Below are 20,051 nucleotides of genomic sequence, written 5' to 3'. Positions count from 1 at the left end.
GGCACCACGACGAGCCCGCCGTCTCACGGCGCGGCGAGCCCGTCGGTGGTGAAAGCCTGGCCGCCGGCCCGACGCCGGGGTTTGGGCTCACTCCACGGGGGAACCACCCGGGGATGACGGACTTGCCCGCCCCGCTGTCGTTGTGGATCGACACCGCGCCCGCGCCGGAACGCGGCTCGGGGCCGCCGCCGGCGTGGGCCGAGGTGGTCGTGCTCGGGGCCGGGATCGCGGGCCTGACCACGGCGGTGCTGCTGGCGCGGGCCGGGAAGTCGGTGGTCGTGCTGGAGGCCGACCGGGTGGCGAGCGGCGTATCCGGGCACACGACGGCGAAGGTGAGCGCCCAGCACGGGCTGAAGTACGCCGAGCTCGAGGCGCGCCACGGCGCGGACGCCGCGAAGACCTACGCCGGGGCGCAGTCCGCGGCGCTGGAGTGGATCGCGGCCGAAGCGGGGATCGACTGCGCGTTCACCCGCGCGCCCAGCTACGTCTACACGACGCAGGCGGGGACCGTCGACAAGCTCAAGAAGGAAGCCGACGCGGCCACGAAAGCCGGGCTCCCGGCGGCGTACGTGAAAGACGTCGAGCTGGACGTGCCCGCCCTCGGTGCCGTGCGCGTCGCCGGGCAAGCGCATTTCCACCCCCGCCGTTGGCTGCTCGGGCTCGCCGCCGAGGTCGAACGCGCGGGCGGCACCGTCCTGGAGCACACGCGCGCGCTGGGCCTCGACTTGCGCGGCCGGGTCGTGCGGACGTCCGAGGGCGACGTCGAGGCCGACGAGGTCGTGGTCGCCACGCACTACCCCGTGTTCGACCGAGGGCTCTACTTCGCGCGGCTGGACCCGGTGCGCGACCTGGTCGTCGCGGGACCGGCGGCCGGCGACAAGGCGCCGGAGGGCATGTACCTCGACGCCGACACCCACCACTCGGTGCGCGCCTACACCGCCGAGGGCACCCCGACCGTCGTCGCCGGCGGCGAGCACTACCGCGTGGGCTCCGAATCGCACATCGAGGCGCGCTACGAACGCCTCGCCGCCTGGGCCGGCGAACACGCGGGCCTGCGCCGCGTGACGCACCGCTGGTCCGCGCACGATCTGTCCACTTTGGACGGACTGCCGTACGCCGGCCGCTATCTGCCCGCTTCGGCCCCGCTGTGGGTCGCCGCGGGCTTCGGACAATGGGGCATGACCGGCGGCACGGCCGCGGGTCAGGTCGTCGCCGCCCGCATCCTCGGCGAGGACCACCCCGCCGCCGCCCTGTTCGACCCCAACCGCTTCGACGCGCGCTCGGTGCTCAGCCTCGCCGAAGACGCCTTCGAGGTCGGCCGCCACCTCGTCGGCGACCACGTGTCCGTGCTGCAGCAGGGCCGCTCCCTGAACCAGGTGCGGCCTGGCCAGGGCGCCGTGGTCCGGGTGGGCGCCGAGCTCGTCGCCGCCTACCGCGCCGAAAACGGCGACCTGCACACCGTCGAGGCGCACTGCACGCACCTCGGCTGCCTGGTGACCTTCAACGACGCCGAACACACCTGGGACTGCCCGTGCCACGGCTCCCGCTTCGACCCCGACGGCGCCGTCGTCCAGGGCCCCGCCGTCCGGCCGTTGCGCCGCCATCAGCGCTGAGCCGCCGCGGGTCACCTTGGGGACACGGACACGCAGCGTCCTCATCGGCACCGGATCAGATCGACGCCGCGGGCCCGGCGGCCTCCCCTGGCAACGACGCCGAGCACGTTCCGGCACCCGGCCGCAGCACTACGTCCGCATCGTCAAGGTTCGTCGTCGTCGGCGCGAGGACTTTGCGGTCGCGCGCACTCATAGCTCTCGCCGGACGCTTCGTGGGTGCCCACCTCGGGACGATCACGCGGCAGGTCGCCGACCCCGGCGGCAAGACTTCGCCGCCCCATCAGCCTGACTCGTCCGTGACGTGGTGTTCGGTTCCGACCGGTTTCGGCTCGGGCGAGCCGCGCCGGCGGAGGTAGACGCAGAAGATGGCCACACAGCCGATGGCGAGGAACCTCGACTGCCAGTTCTGGCAGGGTCGCACGCGGGGGCCCAGCACCTGGTCGCGGTCGCTCTCCAGGCCGATCCTGCTCAGCGGGCTTCGACTCCGGCGAACCGCGTTGCACCAGCCACACCGTCGCGAACACGTAGAGGAAGAACTACAGATACTCCGACTGTCAGTCTCGGCGACGGCCACCGCGAACGACGACGACGTGAGGTACTCCCCCAGCCCGACCGTCTGGGCGCCGTGGGCCGGCTGGTGATCGTTGAAATCCGCCAGGCCGGACCAGGCCGGCACGAAGGTCCGCAGTCCCTACACGGCCCGCAGCGAACGACGGGCAACACCTGGGGAGCATCGGCGCCGCAACCGTTTCCGTAGCCGTCGGGAGTCGGCAGTCGAGCCGGACGGTGCGTTGAAAAGCCGGGACATCGGGGCGGGCCGCATCGGTTCACACATTTTTCCCAGGGCCGTGAATCATTGAATTTTTCAAGCGATTTTCCCAAGAAGATCACGGGAAACGATCTTCGAAACCGCTTCCGTGAGCCTTTTTTGTCGTTGCCACGCAAGGAAGAAACACGTTTTCCATGATCCCGTGTTTTCGCACCGAAGGATGGGGGTAGCTGATTTGGATGACGAAGTCACATTCCTGTTCGCGTCGATTTCGGGGGCAGCGTGCGGGTTGTGCGTGGGGACCTCGCAACCGCAAGAGTCAGGAGGAGCGGCAATGAAGGCAGGAACACGGATGGCGCTGGGCGTCGCAGCCGGTTATCTACTGGGGCGGACGAAGAAGGGGCGCCTCGCGTTGATGATCGCGGCCGCCGGGGCGAGCGGCAAGGCCGGGGTGTCACCGACGAAGCTCCTCCAAGATGGCCTCAAGCAGCTGGGGACGTCCCCGGAGATCGGCCAGCTGACGTCGCTGGCGCGCGACGAGCTGCTCAGCGCGGCGAAGTCGGCGGCGGTGACGGCGGCCAGCGGGCGGATCGAGTCGCTGAGCGAGCGCCTCCAGGACGGTGGTGCGCTCACCCGCGGCAAGAAGTCCAAAGCCGACGACGAGCACGACGAAGAGCCGAACGGTGAGGACGAAGCCCAGGAAGAGACCGAAGACGAGGACGAAGTCGCCGACGAGGACGAAGCCGAATCCGAGGAGGAACCGGAGGAAGAGCCGGAGCCCGAGGAAGAGCCGGAGCCCGAGAAGCCCCGGCGCCGCCGTGCGGCGAGCCGCCGCACGAGCGCTGACGACAGCGACACCGATGGCGAACGGCCGCGGCAGCGGCGGTCGCCCGGCCGGCGGGCCGCGGCGTCCGGTGACGGCGAAGGGTCCGGCAGTGCACGCACCGCCACCAAACGCTCGCCCGTCCGACGGACGAGGAAGTGAACGCAGTGGTCACCAAGACTTTGAAAAAGACCGCAGACAAAGCGACGGACACAGCCGGCAAAGCCACCGACACCGCCACGAAGGCCACCGGCGGGGACTCGAATGAGCTGACCGACGCCATCCGCGGGCTGGGCCAGGCGGCGATGAGCCGGGCAACCGGCGCGCTGACGAAAAAGATGTCCTCGACGGCCGGGCGGCTGACCGACTTCGCCGGAGGCGGGGGCGGTGGCCTGATGGAAGCGGTAACCGGCGGCAAGGGCGGCAGCATCAAGGGCCAGGCGATCAAGGGCGCGCTCAAAGGTGGCCTGTCCGGCATCGCGGAGAAGGTGAAGGGCGCGTTCAGCGGCGGGGGCGGCGGCGGCGGGAAAGGAAACAAGATCAAGCTCACCAACATCGTCGAGGAGATCGACATCGGTGCGCCGATCGACCTCGTCTACGACCAGTGGACCCGGTTCACCGACTTCCCTGCGTTCATGAAGAAGGTCAACAACGTCGAACAGGTCAGCGACGAGAAGACCGAGTGGAAAGCGCAGGTCTTCTGGTCGCACCGCACCTGGGAGGCCAACATCCTGGAGCAGGTGCCCTTCGAGCGGATCGTCTGGCGCTCCAAGGGAGCGAAGGGCCATGTCGACGGCGCCGTGACGTTCCACGAGCTCACGCCCGACCTCACCAAGGTCGTGCTGGTTCTCGCCTACCACCCGCAGGGGCTGTTCGAGCGCACCGGCAACATCTGGCGCGCCCAGGGCCGCCGGGCACGGCTGGAACTCAAGCACTTCCGCCGGCACGTGATGATGGAAGACCTGCTGAACCCCGACGACATCGAGGGGTGGCACGGCGAGATCCACGACGGGGAGGTCGTCGAGCAGGAGGACGAGGACACCGACCGCGACGAGAGCTCGCCCGACCAGGACGAAGAATCCGCCGACACCGGTTCCGACGAGGACGAGGACGAGGAGTCCGAGGAGGAGCCGGAAGAACAACCCGAAGAAGAGCCGGAGGAAGAAGAACCCGAAGACACCGACGAGACAGACACCGACGAGGCCGAGGAAGACACCGACGAGGAGCCCGAAGAAGAACGGCCGCGCCGAGGCCGCGCCCGTGCGGGCGCCGGCAGAGGTCGAGGGAGCAAGCGATGACGACAGCCGTACAGCCGTCCGGTGGGGGAGGTGGCCTGGACCGCCCGAGTTCGAGCGGCCTCGCCGACGTGATCGACACGATCCTGGACAAGGGTCTCGTGATCGACGCGTACGTGCGGGTGTCCCTGGTGGGCATCGAGCTGCTGACCGTGGATGCCCGGATCGTGGTGGCCAGTGTCGACACCTACCTGCGGTTCGCGGAAGCGGTGAACCGGCTCGACATCTCGGGCACCGAGCAGAAGGGCCTGCCTGACCTTTTGGAGGACGTGACCTCCGGCGGCGCCAAGGCCAAGACCCGCGGTGCGCTCGACGCGGCCGGCGACAAGCTTCGCGACATCCTCGGCGACGACGATGAGGAACCCGTGAGCCGCGGCCGGAAAGGACGGTGAGGCCGGTGGCCGCCGAAACAGACATCGGGACGGAGACCGAGACCGCGATCTACGTCTACGGCATCCTGCCCGCTGACGTCGAGATCGACGACGACGCGCGCGGAGTGGGAGATCCACCCGCCGAGGTGACCACAGTGCACAGCGGTCCGATCGCGGCGCTGGTCAGCGAAATCCCCCAGGACGCACCGCTGGGCCGGCCTCAGGATCTCTCGGCGCACGCCAGTCTGCTCGACTCGGCGGCCGCCGAGATCCCGGTGCTGCCGCTGCGCTTCGGCGCGGTGGTCGCGGACGAGCGGGCCGTGGTCGACGAGCTGCTCGACGCGAACCGCGACGACTTCACCGCCGCGCTGGAACAGCTGGAGGGCATGGCGGAGTACGTCGTCCGGGCGCGCTACGACGAGCAGGCCATCCTGCGGGAGATCCTGTCCGAGAACGACGGTATGGCACGGCTCGCGGATGCGATCCGGGGCAAGCCGGAGGAGGCCACCCGCAACGAGCGCATGGCGCTGGGCGAGCACATCACCCAGGCGATCGAGGCGAAGCGGGCGGTCGATACGCAACTGGTGGCCGACGCCTTGGCCGACCTGGTCGAGGAGTTCGCGCCGCGGCAGCCGACTCACGAGGAGGAGGCCGTGAACCTGGCCGTGCTGGCCGAGACCGACCGGGAGAAAGACCTCGAAGCCGCGATCGGCGAGCTCGCGAAGGAATGGGACGGCCGTGTCGGGGTCCGTCTGCTCGGTCCGCTCGCAGCGTACGACTTCGTCGTCACGCGAACGCCGGAGTGACGCCATGGGTCTGTTGTCGGGAATCTTCGGCCTGCCGCTGGCACCGGTGCGCGGGGTCCTCGCCTTGGGCGAGCTGATCCGGCGGCGGGTCGACGAAGAACTGCACGACCCGGCGTCGGTCCGGCGTGAGCTGGAGGCGGCGGAGGCGGCGCGGGCGGCCGGCGAGATTTCGGCCGACGAAGAAGCCGAGGTGCAGCAACGGGCGTTGAGCCGGCTCACGGCCTCCCCGCCGAGCCGGCCCGTGCGCCGAAGGGACGAAAGGGAAGGGTGACGGCCGATGGCCACCGCCAAAGGTGAAGGCCGGGCCCCGTCGGCCCGCCGTCGATCGGAGCGGGACGGCATGATCGCCTCGACCGCGGCCGCCGCGGCGGTGCGTCAGCTGAACGAGCTGATCACGAACGAACCCGTGGGCGTCACGTCGGTCGAGCCACTCGAAGACGGCTGGGTCGTGGAGGTCGAGGTGATCGAGGAGCACCGCATCCCCTCGTCGGCCGACATCCTGGCGCTGTACGAGATCGAGCTGGACGACGAAGGCGACCTGCTCGCGTTCCGCCGCACGAAGCGGTACGCGCGCGGGAAGTCCGGCACCGGTAACGAGGGGAGCTGAGAGATGGTATCGGGACAACCGGTCGGCAGGTCCCAAGGCGGTCTCGGGGCGCCAGGCGGCCAGTCCTCGAACCTCGGCGACATCCTCGAGCGGGTCCTGGACAAAGGGCTGGTCATCGCCGGGGACATCCAGGTCAACTTGCTCGACATCGAACTGCTGACGATCAAGCTGCGGCTGGTGATCGCCTCGCTGGAGACGGCCCGCGAGGTCGGCATCAACTGGTGGGAGAGCGATCCGTGGCTGACCGGTGACAACGGGAAGCTGCAAGAGGAGAACCGGCTGCTGCGGGCGCGCGTCGCCGAACTGGAAGCGGCGCCGGAGTCCATCGAGGCGGGCGGAGAGGACGATGAACGCGAGTGAGGAGACCGGCGTGTGGCTCTACGCCGTGACGCCTGAAGCCGGCGCGTCCGCGCTCGGCGGCCTCACGGGCGTCGCAGCCGAACGCCCGCGGGTCGTCACCGCGGGCAGGCTGGTCGCCGTGGTGGGCGACGTGCCGTTGGGCTCCTTCGGCGAGGAGGCCTTGCGGCGCAACCTGGAGGACCTCGATTGGCTGGCCACGGTGGCGCGAGCGCACGACACGGTGATCGCGGCACTGGTCGAGCGGGGGCCCGTGGCGCCCGTCCGGCTGGCGACCGTCTACCACGACGATGCCTCGGTACGCACTGCCGTCGAAGAACGCTCGGCCGACTTCGAACGGACGCTCGAACACGTCTCACGCCGGGTCGAGTGGGGGGTGAAGGCATTCCTGCGGAACGATCCGGAGCCCACCACGGCCGCGACGGCCGGCGAAGGTGCAGGAGTCGCGTACCTCGCGCGGCGGCGCAGGGAACTCGCGTCCCGTGAAGACCGTCAGCAGCAGGCGGCAGACCAGGCGAGTCACATCCACGCCACGCTGTCCGACCTGGCGGCTGACGCCTGCACCCACCCGCCGCAGAGCCGGGCGCTGACCCATCAGGACGGGCCGATGGTGCTCAATGGCGCGTACCTCGTCGACGCCGATCGAGCCGAGCAGTTCGCCGAGGCGGTGGCCGCGTGGGACCGGGACAGCGCCGTGCTGACCGTGACCTTGACCGGGCCGTGGCCCCCGTATTCGTTCTCTTCACCGGAGGAACCATGACTGTGCCGGCGCGTGCCGGGAACCGCAATGTCGCGCTGATCGACCTGCTCGACCGCGTGCTCGCGGGCGGGGTCGTGGTGAGCGGCGAAATCACCCTGTCGATCGCCGACGTCGATCTCGTGCGCATTTCCCTGCGCACCCTCATCACGTCGATCACCGCATTGCAGCCCCATCATGAATGACGAGCAGAAGAACCGGATCAACGCCGACCCCGAGACCGCGGAACGCAGCCTCGTCAGCCTGGTGCTGACGGTGGTGGAACTGCTGCGCCAGCTCATGGAGCGCCAGGCACTGCGCCGGGTCGACCACGGGGATCTGGGCGAGGACAAGGTCGAAGAAATCGGGCAGACGTTGATGTACCTCGATCTGCGCATGGACGAATTGTGCGATCACTTCGGGCTGGACCGGCGGGAACTGAACCTCGACCTCGGACCGCTGGGGTCTCTGCTTTCCGACGAATAGCCCGCGCTGCTTGCTGTCCGGAACCCCTTTCGTCAAAAAATGACCGGGAAACGAAATACGCCGTGGAGTGACAACGGCGCGTTTGACCTGCCTTCAACGGGGTACGCAGGGGAAATACAACCTGATCGGGGTTTTCAATACCGGATAACGCGCTCATGCGTTGAGGCAAGAACAACTCGCGTGAGTTGCAATGCATTTCGTCCATGAGAGGACAAGATCAATGAACACAGGGTTCAACATCCTGCAAAGTCTGCAGAGTGCGTTCACGACATTCGTGGGGTACCTGCCGCAGGTGATCGGCGCGCTCCTGGTGCTGCTGATCGGCTTTGTCATCGCCAAACTGCTGGACAAGGCCATCACCAAAGGCCTGCAGAAGGCGAAGGTCGACGACCGGCTGAAGACCGGCGGCGGCGCGAACTACGTCGAGAAACTCTCCCCGCGGGGCAGCCCCGCCAAGCTCGTCGGCACGGTCGTGTTCTGGGTGATCATGCTATTCGTGATCTCCTCGGCCATCGGGACGCTGGGCATTCCGGCGTTGACCGGGTTCATGAACCAGGTGCTGAGCTACCTGCCCAACGTGATCGCCGCGTTGCTGATCTTCATCGTCGCGGCCGCGGTCGCCGGCGCGGTCGGCGGCCTGGTGCACCGCACCATGGGTGACACGCCGACGGGCAAGATCGTTCGCACCCTCGTCCCGGCCATGATCATGGGCATCGCCGTGTTCATGATCCTCACCCAGCTGGGGATCTCGCCGGTGATCGTCACGATCACCTACGTCGCCCTGGTCGGTGCGGCCGCGCTGGCCGCGGCACTGGCATTCGGCATCGGCGGCCGCGAAGCCGCCGCGAAGCTGGTCAACTCCGGATACGAGAAGGCCAGGGAACAGAACGACACCATCAGGTCCGACGTGGCGATCGGCAAGCAGCGCGCCGCGCAGGACGCCGCCGACGCCAAGCACCGGGCCGAGCAGAAACCGGGCGGCCAGGAGCAGAGCGCACCGGCCGCGCAGCCGCCGCCCGTGCAGACCCAAACCAGGGCCACCGCCGACGGCGCGCATCGAGCCTGACACCCGGGCGGGATCCGTACTGCCGCCGACGCCTCATCGCGCCGGCGGCAGTACGGAGCACGAGGAGCCGGACTGATGACGACCGAGCCGCAAGCCCCCTGGGCGAACGTCTGGACCGACGACGCCGTCGTGCACCTGGTCCCCATCGAAGACATTGTGTGGCACGAATTCTCCGACAGCTGTGTCTGTGGACCGGACAGCGAACCACACCGCCCCCAGGCAGCCGGGCCGGACGTCTCGTACGTCATCCACCATGCGCTGGACGGGAGGCCGTGATGGGCGGCCGTGTCCGAATGGCGAGCCGACGTCCTGCCACCGCTTCCGCACAGCCCGTTTTCCGGAATCCACGCGGGAACGCCAAGAATTCGCGTCTGCGGTGAGGATTGGAGCCCGACCGTCGGGGTAGGCCCTTGTCATGACCGAAAACACACCCTCAGCCATCAGGTACAGAATCCGGACTGCAGCGGAGGCCCCGCCGCACCGGCTGTTGTCCACTTTGGAAGACGTGCAGGCACTGGACGAGCCCGCGGCCGCGGTGGCGAGGCCGGTGAACAAGCTCTTCAGCGGCCAGGCCGGCGAAGAGCTGCGAGGCCGCAGCCTCGGCCATCCGCTGCACCCGATCGCGGTCACTCTGCCGATCGGCGCGTGGGCCTGCTCGTCTCTGCTCGACCTGGTGCCAGGCAACGAAACGGCTTCCCGCCGGCTGGTCGGAATCGGGCTGATGGCAGCTCCGGCGGCCGCCGTTCTCGGTGCTGCCGACTACCACGAACTCAGCGAACGGCAGCGCCGGGTCGGGTTCTGCCACCTCGTGGTCAACCTCGTCGCGACCGTGATCTTCGCCGCCTCGTACCGCCGGCGTCGCCGTGGCGCGGCCGGGGGCAAACTGCTCGGCGCACTCGGCCTGCTCGTCCTCGGCGTCGGGGGTGCGCTCGGTGGCCACCTCTCCTACGCCCAGGGCGCCGGCGTCTTCCGCTGGGAGCCGCCTCCCGTCGGGCTCGACGGCCGGTGACCTCCGCGGCCGCAGTCAGACGGGCAAGGCACCGGTCACGGTGAATTCGAGGCGCCTGGCCACCGACACGCACTGGTCGCCGAAGCGTTCGTAGAACCGGGCCAGCAGGGCGGCGTTGGCTGCCGCAGCGGCGCTGCCTTTCCAGTCCTGACTCGTGACCAGCTCGAGTATCCGAGCGTGCAGATCGTCCACCGCTTGGTCGGCGTCGTCCAATTCGGCGAACATCCCAGCGAAGGGCTCAGCGATCAGATCCGCGAGCCGGTCGGCCATGCTCGCGGTGAGCTCGCCGAGGCGGCGAAACCCCTCCGCCAACTCCACGGACTCGAACCGGCCCGGATGCTGAAGGCGCGCGGTGCCGGCGATGTGCGCGGCCAGATCCCCCATGCGCTCGAGCCTGTCGGCGCAGTACACCGCGGCCAGCACGAGTCGCAGCTCATGGGCGACCGGGGCCTGCAACGCCAGCAGCGCCTCAGCGTGTTCTTCGCACTCGGCGCGCTGGAGATCCAGCTCGATGTCGCTCCCGAGCACCTGCTCGGCCAGCCCCACGTTCGCGGTGAGCAACGCCGTCGTGGCCTGGCGCATCGCCTGCGCGCAGACAACGCACATCTCGGTCATCTCGGTACCGAGCCGAGCCAGCTCCTGATGGAATGCCTGTCGCATACCGACCACTACCCTCTCGCACGGCTCCGACGACCGCGTCTCGGGAGTCTTCCTCGGATTCCCGAGTACCCGGACGGGAGGCCGGGGAAACTTCTCGTTCACGGCCGGCTGGCCGGCGGTGTGCGGCACCGCCGCCGTGACCGCCCGGTGTAACGGCGTGGTTTGCGGGAACCCATGACGCAGGTGGCAGCCGGTTGAACAGCCAGCCGGCTGCCACCGCAAGGTGCGCCCGGACCATTGCTTCCGCCGCGACGCCCACCAGCCACAGCACGAGCGGAATTCCGGGCACCGACCGCGCAGTCGATCAGGCGGCCGCGCTACTCAGCTCCAGCGGTCTTTCGGCGCACGCGCCCTGACGTCGATCGTTTGGCGACCCGGCTCCACTCGTCCTCTTCTTCGAGGTACGCGCGAGTGGACAACGCTCACGCACCCCTTCACGCGGTGTGTGCTCGCCACGGGTGCGGAACCGGTTCGCCCGCCCGTGCCGGGCTCCGATCATCCGGACGTTCGCTGCCTGCGTTCACTGACCAGCTCCCGCGAGCTGCGAGCAGCGGCCGGGCCGGCGCGCAGCACGGTGGTGGTGGGCGCCGGATTCATCGGTTGTGAGGCCGCGGTTTCACTGGCCCGGTCGGGCGTGCAGGTCACAGTCCTGTGTCCCGATTCGGTGCCGCAGCAAAAGCGCCTGGGCCGGGATGCCGGTGAGCTGATCCTGCACTGGCTCAAGACCGAAGGCGTCGGCGTGCTGCGCGAAACCCGGCTCAGGTCGATCACCGAAGGCCACCGGGAACACCTGCGCACCAGCCGCCCCGACGTGTACGCGGCCGGTGATGTCGCCTTGGCCCACAACCCGTCGGCTGGGCGCGCGCTCGCCGTAGAGCACCGGAGCGAAGGCCTCGCCATGGGTGAGGTCGCCGGCCGGTCCGCCGCGGGCGTGGCCGTCGGCGTCCTCACGCACAACGCCGACGACGACTACGAGCGGGGCGCCGAACTGATCCGCGAGCACCGTCCGGTTCCTTCGCGGTAGGCCCGGACCGGACCTTTTCGCGGTAGCCCGCCGCCGGAACCGAACGCCGGCGCCGCAGGCAGCTTTGGAACCGCCCGCGCGGGGGTAACCGGTGGGCGCAAGGACCCTGACTGCACAGGAGAAGCGCATGCCCGACCGACAACGTCCGCCCCAGGAGCAGGAGCCGCCCGGGGTCACCGAGGAGATGGAGCCGCGACCGCGGGACACGATGGACGGCTACGAGGGCCACGGGCTGCTCGCGGGCCGGCGCGCGTTGGTCACCGGGGGCGACTCGGGCATCGGACGGGCCGTGGCGATCGCGTTCGCCAAGGAAGGCGCGGACGTCGCCATCGCCTACCTCGAAGAGGACGACGACGCGAAGTACACCGCGAGCCGCGTCGAAGCAGAAGGACGCAAATGCGTGCTGCTGCCCGGCGATCTGGCCGCCGCGCGGCACTGTCGTGACGTGGTGGCCCGCGCCGTCGAGCAGCTCGGCGGTCTCGATCTGCTCGTGAACAACGCGGCGGTGCAGTGGCCCGTCGACGCGCCGGAGAACCTCACCGACGAACAGTGGCTGCGTACGTTCGACGTCAACATGCACAGCTACTTCCGCGTGACCGCCGCCGCGCTGCCCCACCTGGGCGCGGGCTCGTCGATCATCAACACCGGCTCGGTGAACGGCCTGCGCGGCAACAAGTCCCTCATCGACTACTCGGCCACCAAGGGCGCGATCCACGCGTGGACGTACTCGATGGCCCAGGCGCTGGCCGAGCGCGGGATCCGCGTGAACTGCGTGGCGCCGGGTCCGGTGTGGACACCGCTGATCCCTTCGACGTTCCCGCCGGAAAAGGTCGAAACGTTCGGCTCGCAGGTGCCCTTCGGCCGCGCCGCGCACCCCGACGAGCTGGCACCGTCCTACGTCTTCCTCGCCGCCGACCGCCTTTCCTCGTACTACAGCGGCGAAGTCCTCGCCGCCCTGGGTGGCGAGACCACCCCCGGCTGAACCCCCGACCGATCGGCAGACAGGAACCTCGTGATGACCTCGTTGCTGAGTGCCGAGCCGCCCGCGGAACCGCTTCCGATGCGGCGGACCGTCGAATGGGTGGCGGCCGAACTGCGTGCGCTGCTGGCAAACGGCGCGCTGGAGCTGCCCGTGCCCGGCCACGGCGGGCTCGCGCGGCGCTGGAGGGCGCTTGCCGCGTGGGGGCGGCGAGACCTCGCGTTGGCGCGGCTGGCCGAAGGGCACACCGACGCCGCGGCGATCCTCACCGAGGCGGGCCGCAAGCCGGAAACCGGTGCGCTGTACGGGGTCTGGGCCGCGAAGTCCGGGGGGACCGGCGCGGTCCTCGACGGCGGCCGGCTCTCCGGGACGGTCCGGTTCTGCTCCGGGCTGACCACGCTCGACCGCGCACTCGTGGCCGCCGGGAGCCGGCTCGTGGAGGTCGACCTCACCGCTGCGGGCGTGGTACGCCACCCCGAAGCGTGGCAGGCACTGGGGATGGACGCCTCCGACAGCGGCGACGTCGTCTTCGACTCCGCTCCCGTCGCGTCCGACTCGGTCATCGGTCCCCCGGGCTGGTACGTCGAGCGGCCCGGGTTCGTCTTCGGTGGCACGGGCGTCGCGGCCGTGTGGCTGGGCGGTGCCGCCGGTGTCTTCGACGGGGTCCGCGAAGTGCTGCGGGAGAAGGCCGACGACCACCAGCTCGCGCATTTCGGTGCGCTGCACACCGCGATCACCGCGGCCGACGCCCTGCTCACGGCGACCGCCGGCGTGCTCGAGGACGCGCCGGATCCCGAGCTGCTCAACGACACCTGCCGCGCGAGCGTGGAGCAGGCCGCCCGTGAGGTGCTCGACCGCGCGCCCCGCATCACCGGCCCCGCGCCGATGTGCCGCGACCGCGGGTTCGCCCAGCGCCTGGCCGACCTGCAGGTCTTCGTCCGCCAGCACCACGGCGAGCGGGACCTCGCCGCGCTGGGCCGCCGCGCGCTGGAGGTGACGCCGTGAAACCGTTCGTCCCGGAGAACCAGTGGACGCGGGAGTACGAGCCGTGGCCGGACGACGGCTTCCGGCGCGTGCTCGTGGTCGCCGCGCACCCCGACGACGAAACGCTCGGCGCCGGTGGGCTGGTGCAGCACCTGCACGCCGCCGGCGCGGCGGTGACGCTCGTCGTCGCCACCGACGGCGAAGCCGCCTTCCCCGCCGCCGGCACCGACGAACGCCGCCGGCTGGGACGGGCCCGCCGAAAGGAGCTGGCGCGGGCGCTCGCGGCCCAAGGACTGTCCGAAGTGGAACCGATCTGGCTCGGCCTGCCCGACTCGCGCCTGGCCGAGCACACCACGGAGCTCACGGACGCATTGCGCGAGCCCGCCGCCGACCGCGACCTGTGCCTGATGCCGTGGCCAGACGACCCGCACCCGGATCACCGGGCGGCGGGGCGGGCCACGGCGGCCGCCGCGCCCGTGACCGCGCACTGCTGGGCCTACCCGATCTGGCTGTGGCACTGGGGCCGGCCGGACTCGCCGGACGTCCCGTGGCACCTCGCCCGCGCGTACTCGCTCAACGGCGCCGAGCGGGCGGCCAAGGCCGCCGCCGTGCGCGAGTTCACCTCACAGCTCAAACCCGGCCCCCGCGGCGAAGACCCCATCCTGCCGCCCGAGGTGCTCGCCCATTTCGACCGGCCGCACGAGACTTTCCTGCGCGTGCCACCGACCCGCTCGGCGCCCGTCGGCCGGTTCGCCGAGCTCTACGACCGCGCGGCCGACCCGTGGCAGGTCGCCACCAGCTGGTACGAACGCCGCAAACGCGGGCTGCTGCTCGCCGCGCTGCCCCGCGAGCACTACGGCACCGTCGTCGAACCGGCCTGCGGCACCGGGGCGCTGACACGCGAACTCGCGGCCCGGTGCGACCGGCTGCTGGCCTCCGACCCGGTGCCGCAAGCTGTGCGACGCACCCGGGAAGCCACGGCCGGACTGTCCACAACGGACGTCCATGAGGGCGCCGTGCCGGACGTGCTGCCCGCGGGCCCGGTGGACCTCGTCGTGTTCGGCGAGCTGCTCTACTACCTGGACGACACCGACCTCACCGCCACCATCGACCGGACCGTGGCCTCGCTCGCGCCCGGCGGCGAGATCGCGGCCGTGCACTGGCGCCGCTGGGCACCGGAGGCGCCGCACGACGGCCAGGAGGCCCACCGGCGGCTGGCCGGGCACCCCGGGCTCGAGACCGTGGTGGAGCACGTCGACGAGGAGTTCCTGCTGCACGTGCTGAGGCGCCGGTGATCGACGCCGCCGCAGTGGTCGTCCCCGCCCGGGACGAAGCCGCGACCCTGCCCCGCTGTCTCGACGCCATCCGCCGTGCCCTGGCCCAGCTGCCGGCCGGGATCGCCCGCACCGTGGTCGTCGTCGCCGACCGCTGCACCGACGCCACCGCCGCGCTCGCCCACTGCCACGGAGCGCGCGTCACGACGAACACCCGGCTCACCACCATCGGCGCGGTGCGCGACCTCGGCTGCCGCACGGCGCTGCGAGCGCTCCCCGGGTATCCGGCCTCCGAGGTGCTGCTGCTCAACACCGACGCCGACACCGAAGTCGCGGGAGCGTGGGCAGCCCGCCACCTGGCTCGGGCACGCCGCGGGTGGCACGCGTCGGCCGGCCCGGCGCTGCTGTCCGAGCCGTTCCCGGGCAGCAGCGACGCCGCCGCACGCTACCGCGGCATCGTGGCCCGGGACAGCCCCAACGTCTACGGCGCCAACCTGGCCGTCCGCGCCGACGCCTACCGCGCCATCGACGGATTCGGCCCGATCGCGACCGGGGAGGATCACGCGCTCTGGCAGCGCCTCGGCCAGGCCGGGTTCCGCCGCTGCCACGAACCGGCGGCCCAGGTGTTCACGAGCGCCCGCCGGCAGGGCCGCGCACCGGGCGGGCTCGCTTCGCTGCTGAGGGAACTCGGGGCAGGGGGCTGAGCCGCCCCAGGCTTGACCTGGCCGGTCCACGCCGCGGCCTGGGTGGAAACCGGGCGGCAGGACGGGAGCCCACGATGCTTGGGCTGCTCGACGCGTCGCGGAGACCGGGGCAAGAAGCGAGAAGCCGTTTCCGCATCGCGCCAGGGAAGCGTTGTCAGGACCAGTCCAGGGTGCCCGCCGGCACCCCGATGTTCATCGAAGGGTTTTCGCGCCGTTGATGAACTTGTTGGACGGAGTGGTGAAGGAGAGCGCAACGCCGACGACCGCGGGCCAGGACACCGATGTACCCCAGGACGGTGCACTGACCCACGAGCAACGAAATCAGCTGCAGTGCGGTGATGACGGTGAGCACGATCCGCGCCCGGTTGCGCCCGGCCCGCAGCTTGAAAGCAAAAAGGAGACAGAGCAACGCGATCACCACGGCGACGACCATTCCGACGTTGACCGCCTGATCGATCTGGGCATCGGTGAGCTGCCCGCCATTCTGTCTGTTGGACGATCGCAGGGCATCTACCAACGCGCCTTTGTTCCCGAAGATCAGCACCGCCCCTACGACGACCACCTCGCCTGGGCCGCACGCGCACCACCCCGGCTTTCCGTCCGGCGAACTTCGAGCGCACGTCGGTGTGCACCTTCGAGTGGGTAAGCCTCTGGGCCGATCACCCGGCGTTGCTGCGCGAAAGCCGCACGCCGTACTTCCAGCGCGGCCCCGACCAGGTGCCCTGCGCGAACACCTTCGAGCCGGCCCTCTGGCTCGACGGCCGCGCCGCGGCCAGCCCGGCGCTCGTCCCGTTCAGCGGTGGTCCCGCCGCCTGCCCGGGCCGCGACCTGGTGTTCTTCACGACGTCCGCGGTGCTCGCCAACCTGGTCCAGCAGCACGGCGCCACCCTCACGCCGGGCGACCTGCCCCTGACGCTCGACAACTTCGGGCTCCGCTTCGAGGTCACCGCACGTTGATGCCAGGAGAAGACGACGCCGGGGGTCGCTTCGTGTCGGTTCAACGATGGTCGGTGCGTTCCGCGCTCCAGATTCCGGCGGACTTGAGCTCGGCGAGCACGGCGGCGGTCGTCTCCTGCGGCATCGCCGCCGTACGCCGGGTGCCGGCCGCGACCACCACCGCGGCGACGTCGTGCAGTTTCACGTTCGTGTGCTGCGAAACCTCGCGCAACGCCGTGAACGCGTCGTCCGCCGACCAGCTCCGCAGCACCATGAGCATGCCCTTGGCCTGCTCGATCACCGGCCGCGTCGCGAGCGCGTCCTCCAGCCGCTTCACCTTCATGGACTGCTCGACACGATCTGCTTGAGGGTTCACTCGAGAGTCCTCACACCCGTCCCGATTCAATGCTGTGACGACAAGCTGTTCCGCTCGGCCGTTTTCCCCAGAACTGTCCACATCGGACGTCCGCTGGTTCGATCACGCAGCCACCTGCGGCATGGCTCCTTCTTCCAGAGCTGATTCCGCTTCGGCGAGAACTGCGTCGATCGCACGCAGCTGCGCTTGGGTGCGGCGGATGGTGCCCTCGGCTTCCGCGCGCAGGGCGGCCGCGCGGCGCTGCGCCGTCAGAACGAGGTCGTCGGCTTCCGACCGGGCCAGCGCGAGCAAACGGCTCACCTTCGCACCGACCGCGGCCGGGTCCGCCGGGGCGCGGCAGAAGCGGTCGAGCTGGTCACGCAGCGCGGTGATCTCGGCGCGGGCTTGGGTGAGCCGGTCGGCGAGGAGTTCAGCCTGGGAATGCGCGGCATCGCGGTCGAGGGTGAGCAGGCGCAGTTCCTCGTGGAGCTCGGCGAGCCGGTCGTCGACTTGCTCGCGGTCGTAGCCGCGCAGTGTGAGCGCGAAGCTCTCGGGCAGCGGCAGCGTCATCACGGCCGCACCCTCTCGCCGAGCAGAGCGACAAGTTCCTCGGCGCGGCCCGCGGTCCGGAGGCGGGGCGGATCGGGTGTTCCGATCGTGTGGTCGTCGGCCAGCACGGCTTCGGTGAAGCGAGCCACCTGCTCCGGCGTCGGTGCGACGGTGCCGCCCAAGTAGCGGACGACGATGAGGTCTTCACCGGAGTGGGTCTCGACGGCTGCGGCCCAGCCACGCTCCTCGTCCCACAACAGCGCGAAGTCGCGGTCCGGGTACGCCGGGTGCCGCTGGTCCAGCGCGACGTAGGCCGACAGCGGCGAAGCGTGGTCGAGCGTGCACGACTCGAGGCCGATGCCCAGTTCGGCTGTCACGGCTCGCAGGTACGCGGTCAAAGCGGCGGCGGCGTGGTGGTCGGTCGGGATGTCGATCGATGCGGTCACGGGAGCCGATCTCCTCTCTCGTGCGGGAGGGCCGGGCCGGGGCGAGCCGGCCCGGCCCTCGGAAACGGCACGACGTCGTCAGGAAGTGATCTCCTTGCGGTCCGCACCGGAGGTTCCGGTGGAGACCGCGATCCGGCGCGGCTGCGCGGTTTCGGCGACCGGGATCCGCACGGTCAGCACGCCGGCTTCGTACGCGGCGGAGATCCGGGTGGTGTCGAGCCCATCGCCCAGCAGCAGTTGCCGGGAGAACACGCCGTACGGCCGCTCGGAGACCTGCAGCCGCGCATCGTCGCCGGTGGACAGCGGGCGGCGCTCGGCCTTCACGGTCAGGACGTTGCGTTCGACTTCGAGCTCGACCGCGTCGGGATCGACGCCGGGGAGGTCGAAGCAGGCGACGAACTCGTCGCCGGCACGGTAGGCGTCCATCGGCATCGCGGCGGGCCGCGACCACGTTCCGGGCGACGCGCTGCCCAGCAGCTGCTGCGTGAGCCGGTCGAACTCGCGGAACGGATCGGTGCGCATCAACATCTGTTCCACCTCCTGGAGTCGTATCGGGCTTGTCAACGCGCAGAACTGTTCTAACATGTCATCGGAACGTTGACAAGCCGAAAGTCATCGGAAGGTTGACAGGATGGACGAAGCCGATGTCGTGGCCCTCGTAGGTCAAGCCGTGACCGACGCTCGGGCCGGCGCCGCCGACGGAGAGCAGCTGCTCGCGGCGCTGAGTGCCCTGCACGCGCTGCGGGCGAGCCTCGCCGAGTGGGAGCCGGAGCTCATCACCGCGGCGCGCGTGGCCGGCGTGAGCTGGGCGGCCCTCGCACCGTCGCTCGGCGTCACGAGCCGGCAGGCCGCCGAACGGCGCTACCTGCGGCTGCAGCCCTCCGCCACCGGAGAGGAGACCGGCGAGGGCCGCATCGACGCCCAGCGCGACCGCCGGGCCGGCGACCGCGCGGTGTCGGAATGGGCGCGGCGCAACGCCGCGGTCCTGCGCCAGCTCGCCGCACACGTCACCGCGGCGGAAGGCATGTCCGCCGCGGGCCGGCGGGCCGCAGCGGGTGTCGCGCGAGCCCTGGCCGCGGACGACGCGTCGGCGCTGCTCGAACCACTCGCCGCGACGCGGCGCCACCTCGTGGCCGGCCACGCCGATCTCGCCGGCCGGGTCGGCGACGTCGACGCGGAGAGCGGCCGTGTGCGCGACGAGGCGATCTCCGATCGCCGGCGCCGGACGAACAGCTGACCGCCCCGCACGGTCGCCGCGAGCTCGTGGAGCAGGCGCCGGCGCGCGGCGACCGCGGCGCATGCTCGGGTCTGGCGAACGGTGGCCGCAACCGAAGGAACGACAAGCCGGGGCAGCGGGGTTGAAAAGCCGGGATGTCGGGTAGCCGCCGACCGTGACCGACTCCACCATCGCCGTCCTCGACGTCGACGGGACGCTCGTCGACTCCAACTACCAGCACGCGCTGGCCTGGTACCGCGCGCTGCGCTCGGTGGGCGAGACCTACCCGGTGTGGCGGCTGCACCGGCTGATCGGCATGGGCGGGGACAAGCTGCCCACGGCGCTCGGAGGCGAGGACCTCGAGCGCCGGGTGGGCGACCGGCTCCGGGAGCGGCAGGGCAAGGAGGTCGACGCCCTGCTCGAGGAGATGGCGCCGCTGCCCGGGGCCCACGACCTGCTCGTGGCGATCAGGAAACGCGGGCACCGGCTGGTGCTGGCCAGTTCCGGTCAGCAGCGTCACGTGGACGTCTACCTGGACAAGCTGCACGCCCGCGACATCGCCGAAGGCTGGACCACCAGCGCCGACGTCGAGGCCTCCAAACCAGCACCGGACCTGCTGCAGGTGGCGCTGAAAAAGCTGGGCGCACCGCCCGACGCGCGCAGCGTCATGGTGGGCGACTCGGTGTGGGACGTCGAGGCGGCGAAGAGCGCGGGCATGCCGGCGATCGTCGTGCGCTCCGGCGGCTTCGGCGAGGACGAGCTGCGGGAAGCCGGGGCCGTCGCGATCTATGACACCCCAGGCGATCTCCTGGACGCTCTGGACGACACCCCCCTCGCCTGACCCCGGCCGTCAGGTCTCGGCTCCCGGGAGGCCGCGAGGGTGGCCAAGCGACGATCCGCGAGCCACCTCCGGCGATGACCCGGGTTCGGATTCTCGCCGCAGCGCCCCGATTGGACCCGGCCCCCGCCGGGTAGCCGCCCCTGCA

The 20,051-nt window shown here is 70.6% G+C and carries 29 protein-coding genes; 22 read left to right on the top strand and 7 right to left on the bottom strand.

All coding sequences use genetic code 11. The features are described from left to right. Positions 1-113: 113 nt before the first annotated feature. A complete protein-coding gene (locus tag AB0878_RS18690) occupies positions 114-1,613 on the top strand; it encodes an FAD-dependent oxidoreductase (protein ID WP_366581350.1) in 1,500 nt (499 codons plus the stop codon). A 280-nt stretch (positions 1,614-1,893) separates the two neighbouring features. Here the strand turns inward: AB0878_RS18690 and AB0878_RS18685 are convergent, their stop codons facing one another. Further along, complete coding sequence (locus AB0878_RS18685) at positions 1,894-2,034, bottom strand: DUF6766 family protein (protein ID WP_366581348.1); 141 nt, start codon at positions 2,032-2,034, stop codon at positions 1,894-1,896. A 682-nt stretch (positions 2,035-2,716) separates the two neighbouring features. Here AB0878_RS18685 and AB0878_RS18680 point away from each other — a divergent pair. The 13 genes from AB0878_RS18680 (at position 2,717) to AB0878_RS18620 (ending at position 9,938) form a co-directional block, all read left to right on the top strand. Beyond that, entirely contained in the window at positions 2,717-3,367 is a 651-nt protein-coding gene (locus AB0878_RS18680) for a hypothetical protein (protein ID WP_366581346.1), read from the top strand. Then, positions 3,364-4,503, top strand: coding sequence for an SRPBCC family protein (locus AB0878_RS18675; protein WP_366581344.1), 1,140 nt, complete (start codon positions 3,364-3,366; stop codon positions 4,501-4,503). Before AB0878_RS18680 ends, AB0878_RS18675 begins: the two co-directional genes overlap by 4 nt. After that, complete coding sequence (gvpJ, locus tag AB0878_RS18670; RefSeq protein WP_366581342.1) at positions 4,500-4,892, top strand: gas vesicle protein GvpJ; 393 nt, start codon at positions 4,500-4,502, stop codon at positions 4,890-4,892. Before AB0878_RS18675 ends, gvpJ (AB0878_RS18670) begins: the two co-directional genes overlap by 4 nt. 5 nt (positions 4,893-4,897) lie before the next feature. Next, complete coding sequence (locus tag AB0878_RS18665; RefSeq protein WP_366581340.1) at positions 4,898-5,677, top strand: GvpL/GvpF family gas vesicle protein; 780 nt, start codon at positions 4,898-4,900, stop codon at positions 5,675-5,677. Between the two features lie 4 nt (positions 5,678-5,681). Further along, positions 5,682-5,948, top strand: coding sequence for a gas vesicle protein GvpG (locus tag AB0878_RS18660; protein ID WP_366581338.1), 267 nt, complete (start codon positions 5,682-5,684; stop codon positions 5,946-5,948). 6 nt (positions 5,949-5,954) lie between these two features. Continuing rightward, entirely contained in the window at positions 5,955-6,284 is a 330-nt protein-coding gene (gvpO, locus tag AB0878_RS18655; RefSeq protein WP_366581337.1) for a gas vesicle protein GvpO, read from the top strand. Between the two features lie 3 nt (positions 6,285-6,287). Continuing rightward, positions 6,288-6,644, top strand: coding sequence for a gas vesicle protein GvpJ (gene gvpJ / locus AB0878_RS18650; RefSeq protein ID WP_366581336.1), 357 nt, complete (start codon positions 6,288-6,290; stop codon positions 6,642-6,644). Then, positions 6,631-7,401: a GvpL/GvpF family gas vesicle protein gene (locus tag AB0878_RS18645; protein ID WP_366581334.1), complete on the top strand. Its 771-nt coding sequence runs from the start codon at positions 6,631-6,633 to the stop codon at positions 7,399-7,401. Before gvpJ (AB0878_RS18650) ends, AB0878_RS18645 begins: the two co-directional genes overlap by 14 nt. Further along, on the top strand, positions 7,398-7,583 hold the full coding sequence (locus tag AB0878_RS18640) for a gas vesicle protein (protein WP_366581333.1): 186 nt from the start codon (positions 7,398-7,400) through the stop codon (positions 7,581-7,583). The genes AB0878_RS18645 and AB0878_RS18640 overlap by 4 nt, the downstream gene beginning before the upstream one ends. Further along, a complete protein-coding gene (locus AB0878_RS18635; protein WP_366581332.1) occupies positions 7,576-7,863 on the top strand; it encodes a gas vesicle protein K in 288 nt (95 codons plus the stop codon). The genes AB0878_RS18640 and AB0878_RS18635 overlap by 8 nt, the downstream gene beginning before the upstream one ends. A gap of 220 nt (positions 7,864-8,083) precedes the next feature. Beyond that, the gene (locus AB0878_RS18630; RefSeq protein WP_366581330.1) at positions 8,084-8,929 is read left to right on the top strand and encodes a hypothetical protein; all 846 of its coding nucleotides are present in this window, start codon (positions 8,084-8,086) and stop codon (positions 8,927-8,929) included. Positions 8,930-9,004: 75 nt separating this feature from the next. Next, the gene (locus AB0878_RS18625; protein ID WP_366581328.1) at positions 9,005-9,205 is read left to right on the top strand and encodes a hypothetical protein; all 201 of its coding nucleotides are present in this window, start codon (positions 9,005-9,007) and stop codon (positions 9,203-9,205) included. A 229-nt stretch (positions 9,206-9,434) separates the two neighbouring features. Further along, positions 9,435-9,938 carry a DUF2231 domain-containing protein gene (locus AB0878_RS18620; RefSeq protein WP_366581327.1) on the top strand — a complete coding sequence of 168 codons (504 nt, stop codon included), beginning with the start codon at positions 9,435-9,437 and terminating at the stop codon, positions 9,936-9,938. 15 nt (positions 9,939-9,953) lie between these two features. Here the strand turns inward: AB0878_RS18620 and AB0878_RS18615 are convergent, their stop codons facing one another. Continuing rightward, on the bottom strand, positions 9,954-10,598 hold the full coding sequence (locus AB0878_RS18615; protein WP_366581325.1) for a PhoU domain-containing protein: 645 nt from the start codon (positions 10,596-10,598) through the stop codon (positions 9,954-9,956). A 223-nt stretch (positions 10,599-10,821) separates the two neighbouring features. On the opposite strand from AB0878_RS18615, the gene AB0878_RS18610 reads away from it, so the two are divergent. The 5 genes from AB0878_RS18610 (at position 10,822) to AB0878_RS18590 (ending at position 15,563) form a co-directional block, all read left to right on the top strand. After that, complete coding sequence (locus AB0878_RS18610; RefSeq protein ID WP_366581323.1) at positions 10,822-11,622, top strand: FAD-dependent oxidoreductase; 801 nt, start codon at positions 10,822-10,824, stop codon at positions 11,620-11,622. Positions 11,623-11,749: 127 nt separating this feature from the next. Beyond that, positions 11,750-12,604, top strand: coding sequence for an SDR family oxidoreductase (locus AB0878_RS18605; RefSeq protein WP_366581321.1), 855 nt, complete (start codon positions 11,750-11,752; stop codon positions 12,602-12,604). A 33-nt stretch (positions 12,605-12,637) separates the two neighbouring features. Further along, positions 12,638-13,606 carry an acyl-CoA dehydrogenase family protein gene (locus tag AB0878_RS18600; protein ID WP_366581319.1) on the top strand — a complete coding sequence of 323 codons (969 nt, stop codon included), beginning with the start codon at positions 12,638-12,640 and terminating at the stop codon, positions 13,604-13,606. Continuing rightward, positions 13,603-14,880, top strand: a complete 1,278-nt coding sequence (locus AB0878_RS18595) for a bifunctional PIG-L family deacetylase/class I SAM-dependent methyltransferase (protein WP_366581317.1) — start codon at positions 13,603-13,605, stop codon at positions 14,878-14,880. The genes AB0878_RS18600 and AB0878_RS18595 overlap by 4 nt, the downstream gene beginning before the upstream one ends. Further along, a complete protein-coding gene (locus AB0878_RS18590) occupies positions 14,877-15,563 on the top strand; it encodes a glycosyltransferase family 2 protein (RefSeq protein WP_366581315.1) in 687 nt (228 codons plus the stop codon). Before AB0878_RS18595 ends, AB0878_RS18590 begins: the two co-directional genes overlap by 4 nt. A gap of 154 nt (positions 15,564-15,717) precedes the next feature. On the opposite strand, the gene AB0878_RS18585 is transcribed toward AB0878_RS18590, so the two are convergent. Next, complete coding sequence (locus AB0878_RS18585) at positions 15,718-16,107, bottom strand: hypothetical protein (RefSeq protein WP_366581313.1); 390 nt, start codon at positions 16,105-16,107, stop codon at positions 15,718-15,720. Between the two features lie 80 nt (positions 16,108-16,187). On the opposite strand from AB0878_RS18585, the gene AB0878_RS18580 reads away from it, so the two are divergent. Next, positions 16,188-16,520: a cytochrome P450 gene (locus AB0878_RS18580; protein ID WP_366581311.1), complete on the top strand. Its 333-nt coding sequence runs from the start codon at positions 16,188-16,190 to the stop codon at positions 16,518-16,520. 40 nt (positions 16,521-16,560) lie between these two features. Here AB0878_RS18580 and AB0878_RS18575 read toward each other — a convergent pair whose 3' ends face one another. The 4 genes from AB0878_RS18575 to AB0878_RS18560 all read right to left on the bottom strand — a co-directional run bounded on the left by AB0878_RS18575 (position 16,561) and on the right by AB0878_RS18560 (position 18,377). After that, positions 16,561-16,842: an ANTAR domain-containing protein gene (locus AB0878_RS18575; RefSeq protein ID WP_366581309.1), complete on the bottom strand. Its 282-nt coding sequence runs from the start codon at positions 16,840-16,842 to the stop codon at positions 16,561-16,563. 135 nt (positions 16,843-16,977) lie between these two features. Further along, complete coding sequence (locus tag AB0878_RS18570) at positions 16,978-17,424, bottom strand: hypothetical protein (RefSeq protein WP_366581307.1); 447 nt, start codon at positions 17,422-17,424, stop codon at positions 16,978-16,980. Further along, positions 17,424-17,849: a DUF6292 family protein gene (locus tag AB0878_RS18565; RefSeq protein WP_366581305.1), complete on the bottom strand. Its 426-nt coding sequence runs from the start codon at positions 17,847-17,849 to the stop codon at positions 17,424-17,426. The genes AB0878_RS18570 and AB0878_RS18565 overlap by 1 nt, the downstream gene beginning before the upstream one ends. A gap of 78 nt (positions 17,850-17,927) precedes the next feature. Next, entirely contained in the window at positions 17,928-18,377 is a 450-nt protein-coding gene (locus AB0878_RS18560; RefSeq protein WP_366581303.1) for an Hsp20/alpha crystallin family protein, read from the bottom strand. A gap of 103 nt (positions 18,378-18,480) precedes the next feature. On the opposite strand from AB0878_RS18560, the gene AB0878_RS18555 reads away from it, so the two are divergent. Further along, the gene (locus AB0878_RS18555) at positions 18,481-19,086 is read left to right on the top strand and encodes an HSP18 transcriptional regulator (RefSeq protein ID WP_366581301.1); all 606 of its coding nucleotides are present in this window, start codon (positions 18,481-18,483) and stop codon (positions 19,084-19,086) included. Positions 19,087-19,240: 154 nt separating this feature from the next. After that, positions 19,241-19,906 carry an HAD family hydrolase gene (locus AB0878_RS18550; RefSeq protein WP_366581299.1) on the top strand — a complete coding sequence of 222 codons (666 nt, stop codon included), beginning with the start codon at positions 19,241-19,243 and terminating at the stop codon, positions 19,904-19,906. Positions 19,907-20,051: the final 145 nt, after the last annotated feature.

Source organism: Amycolatopsis sp. NPDC047767 (assembly GCF_040704195.1).
Classification (GTDB): domain Bacteria; phylum Actinomycetota; class Actinomycetes; order Mycobacteriales; family Pseudonocardiaceae; genus Amycolatopsis.
Note: the sequence above shows the minus strand (reverse complement) of the source record. Positions and strands in the feature narration are given on the sequence as shown.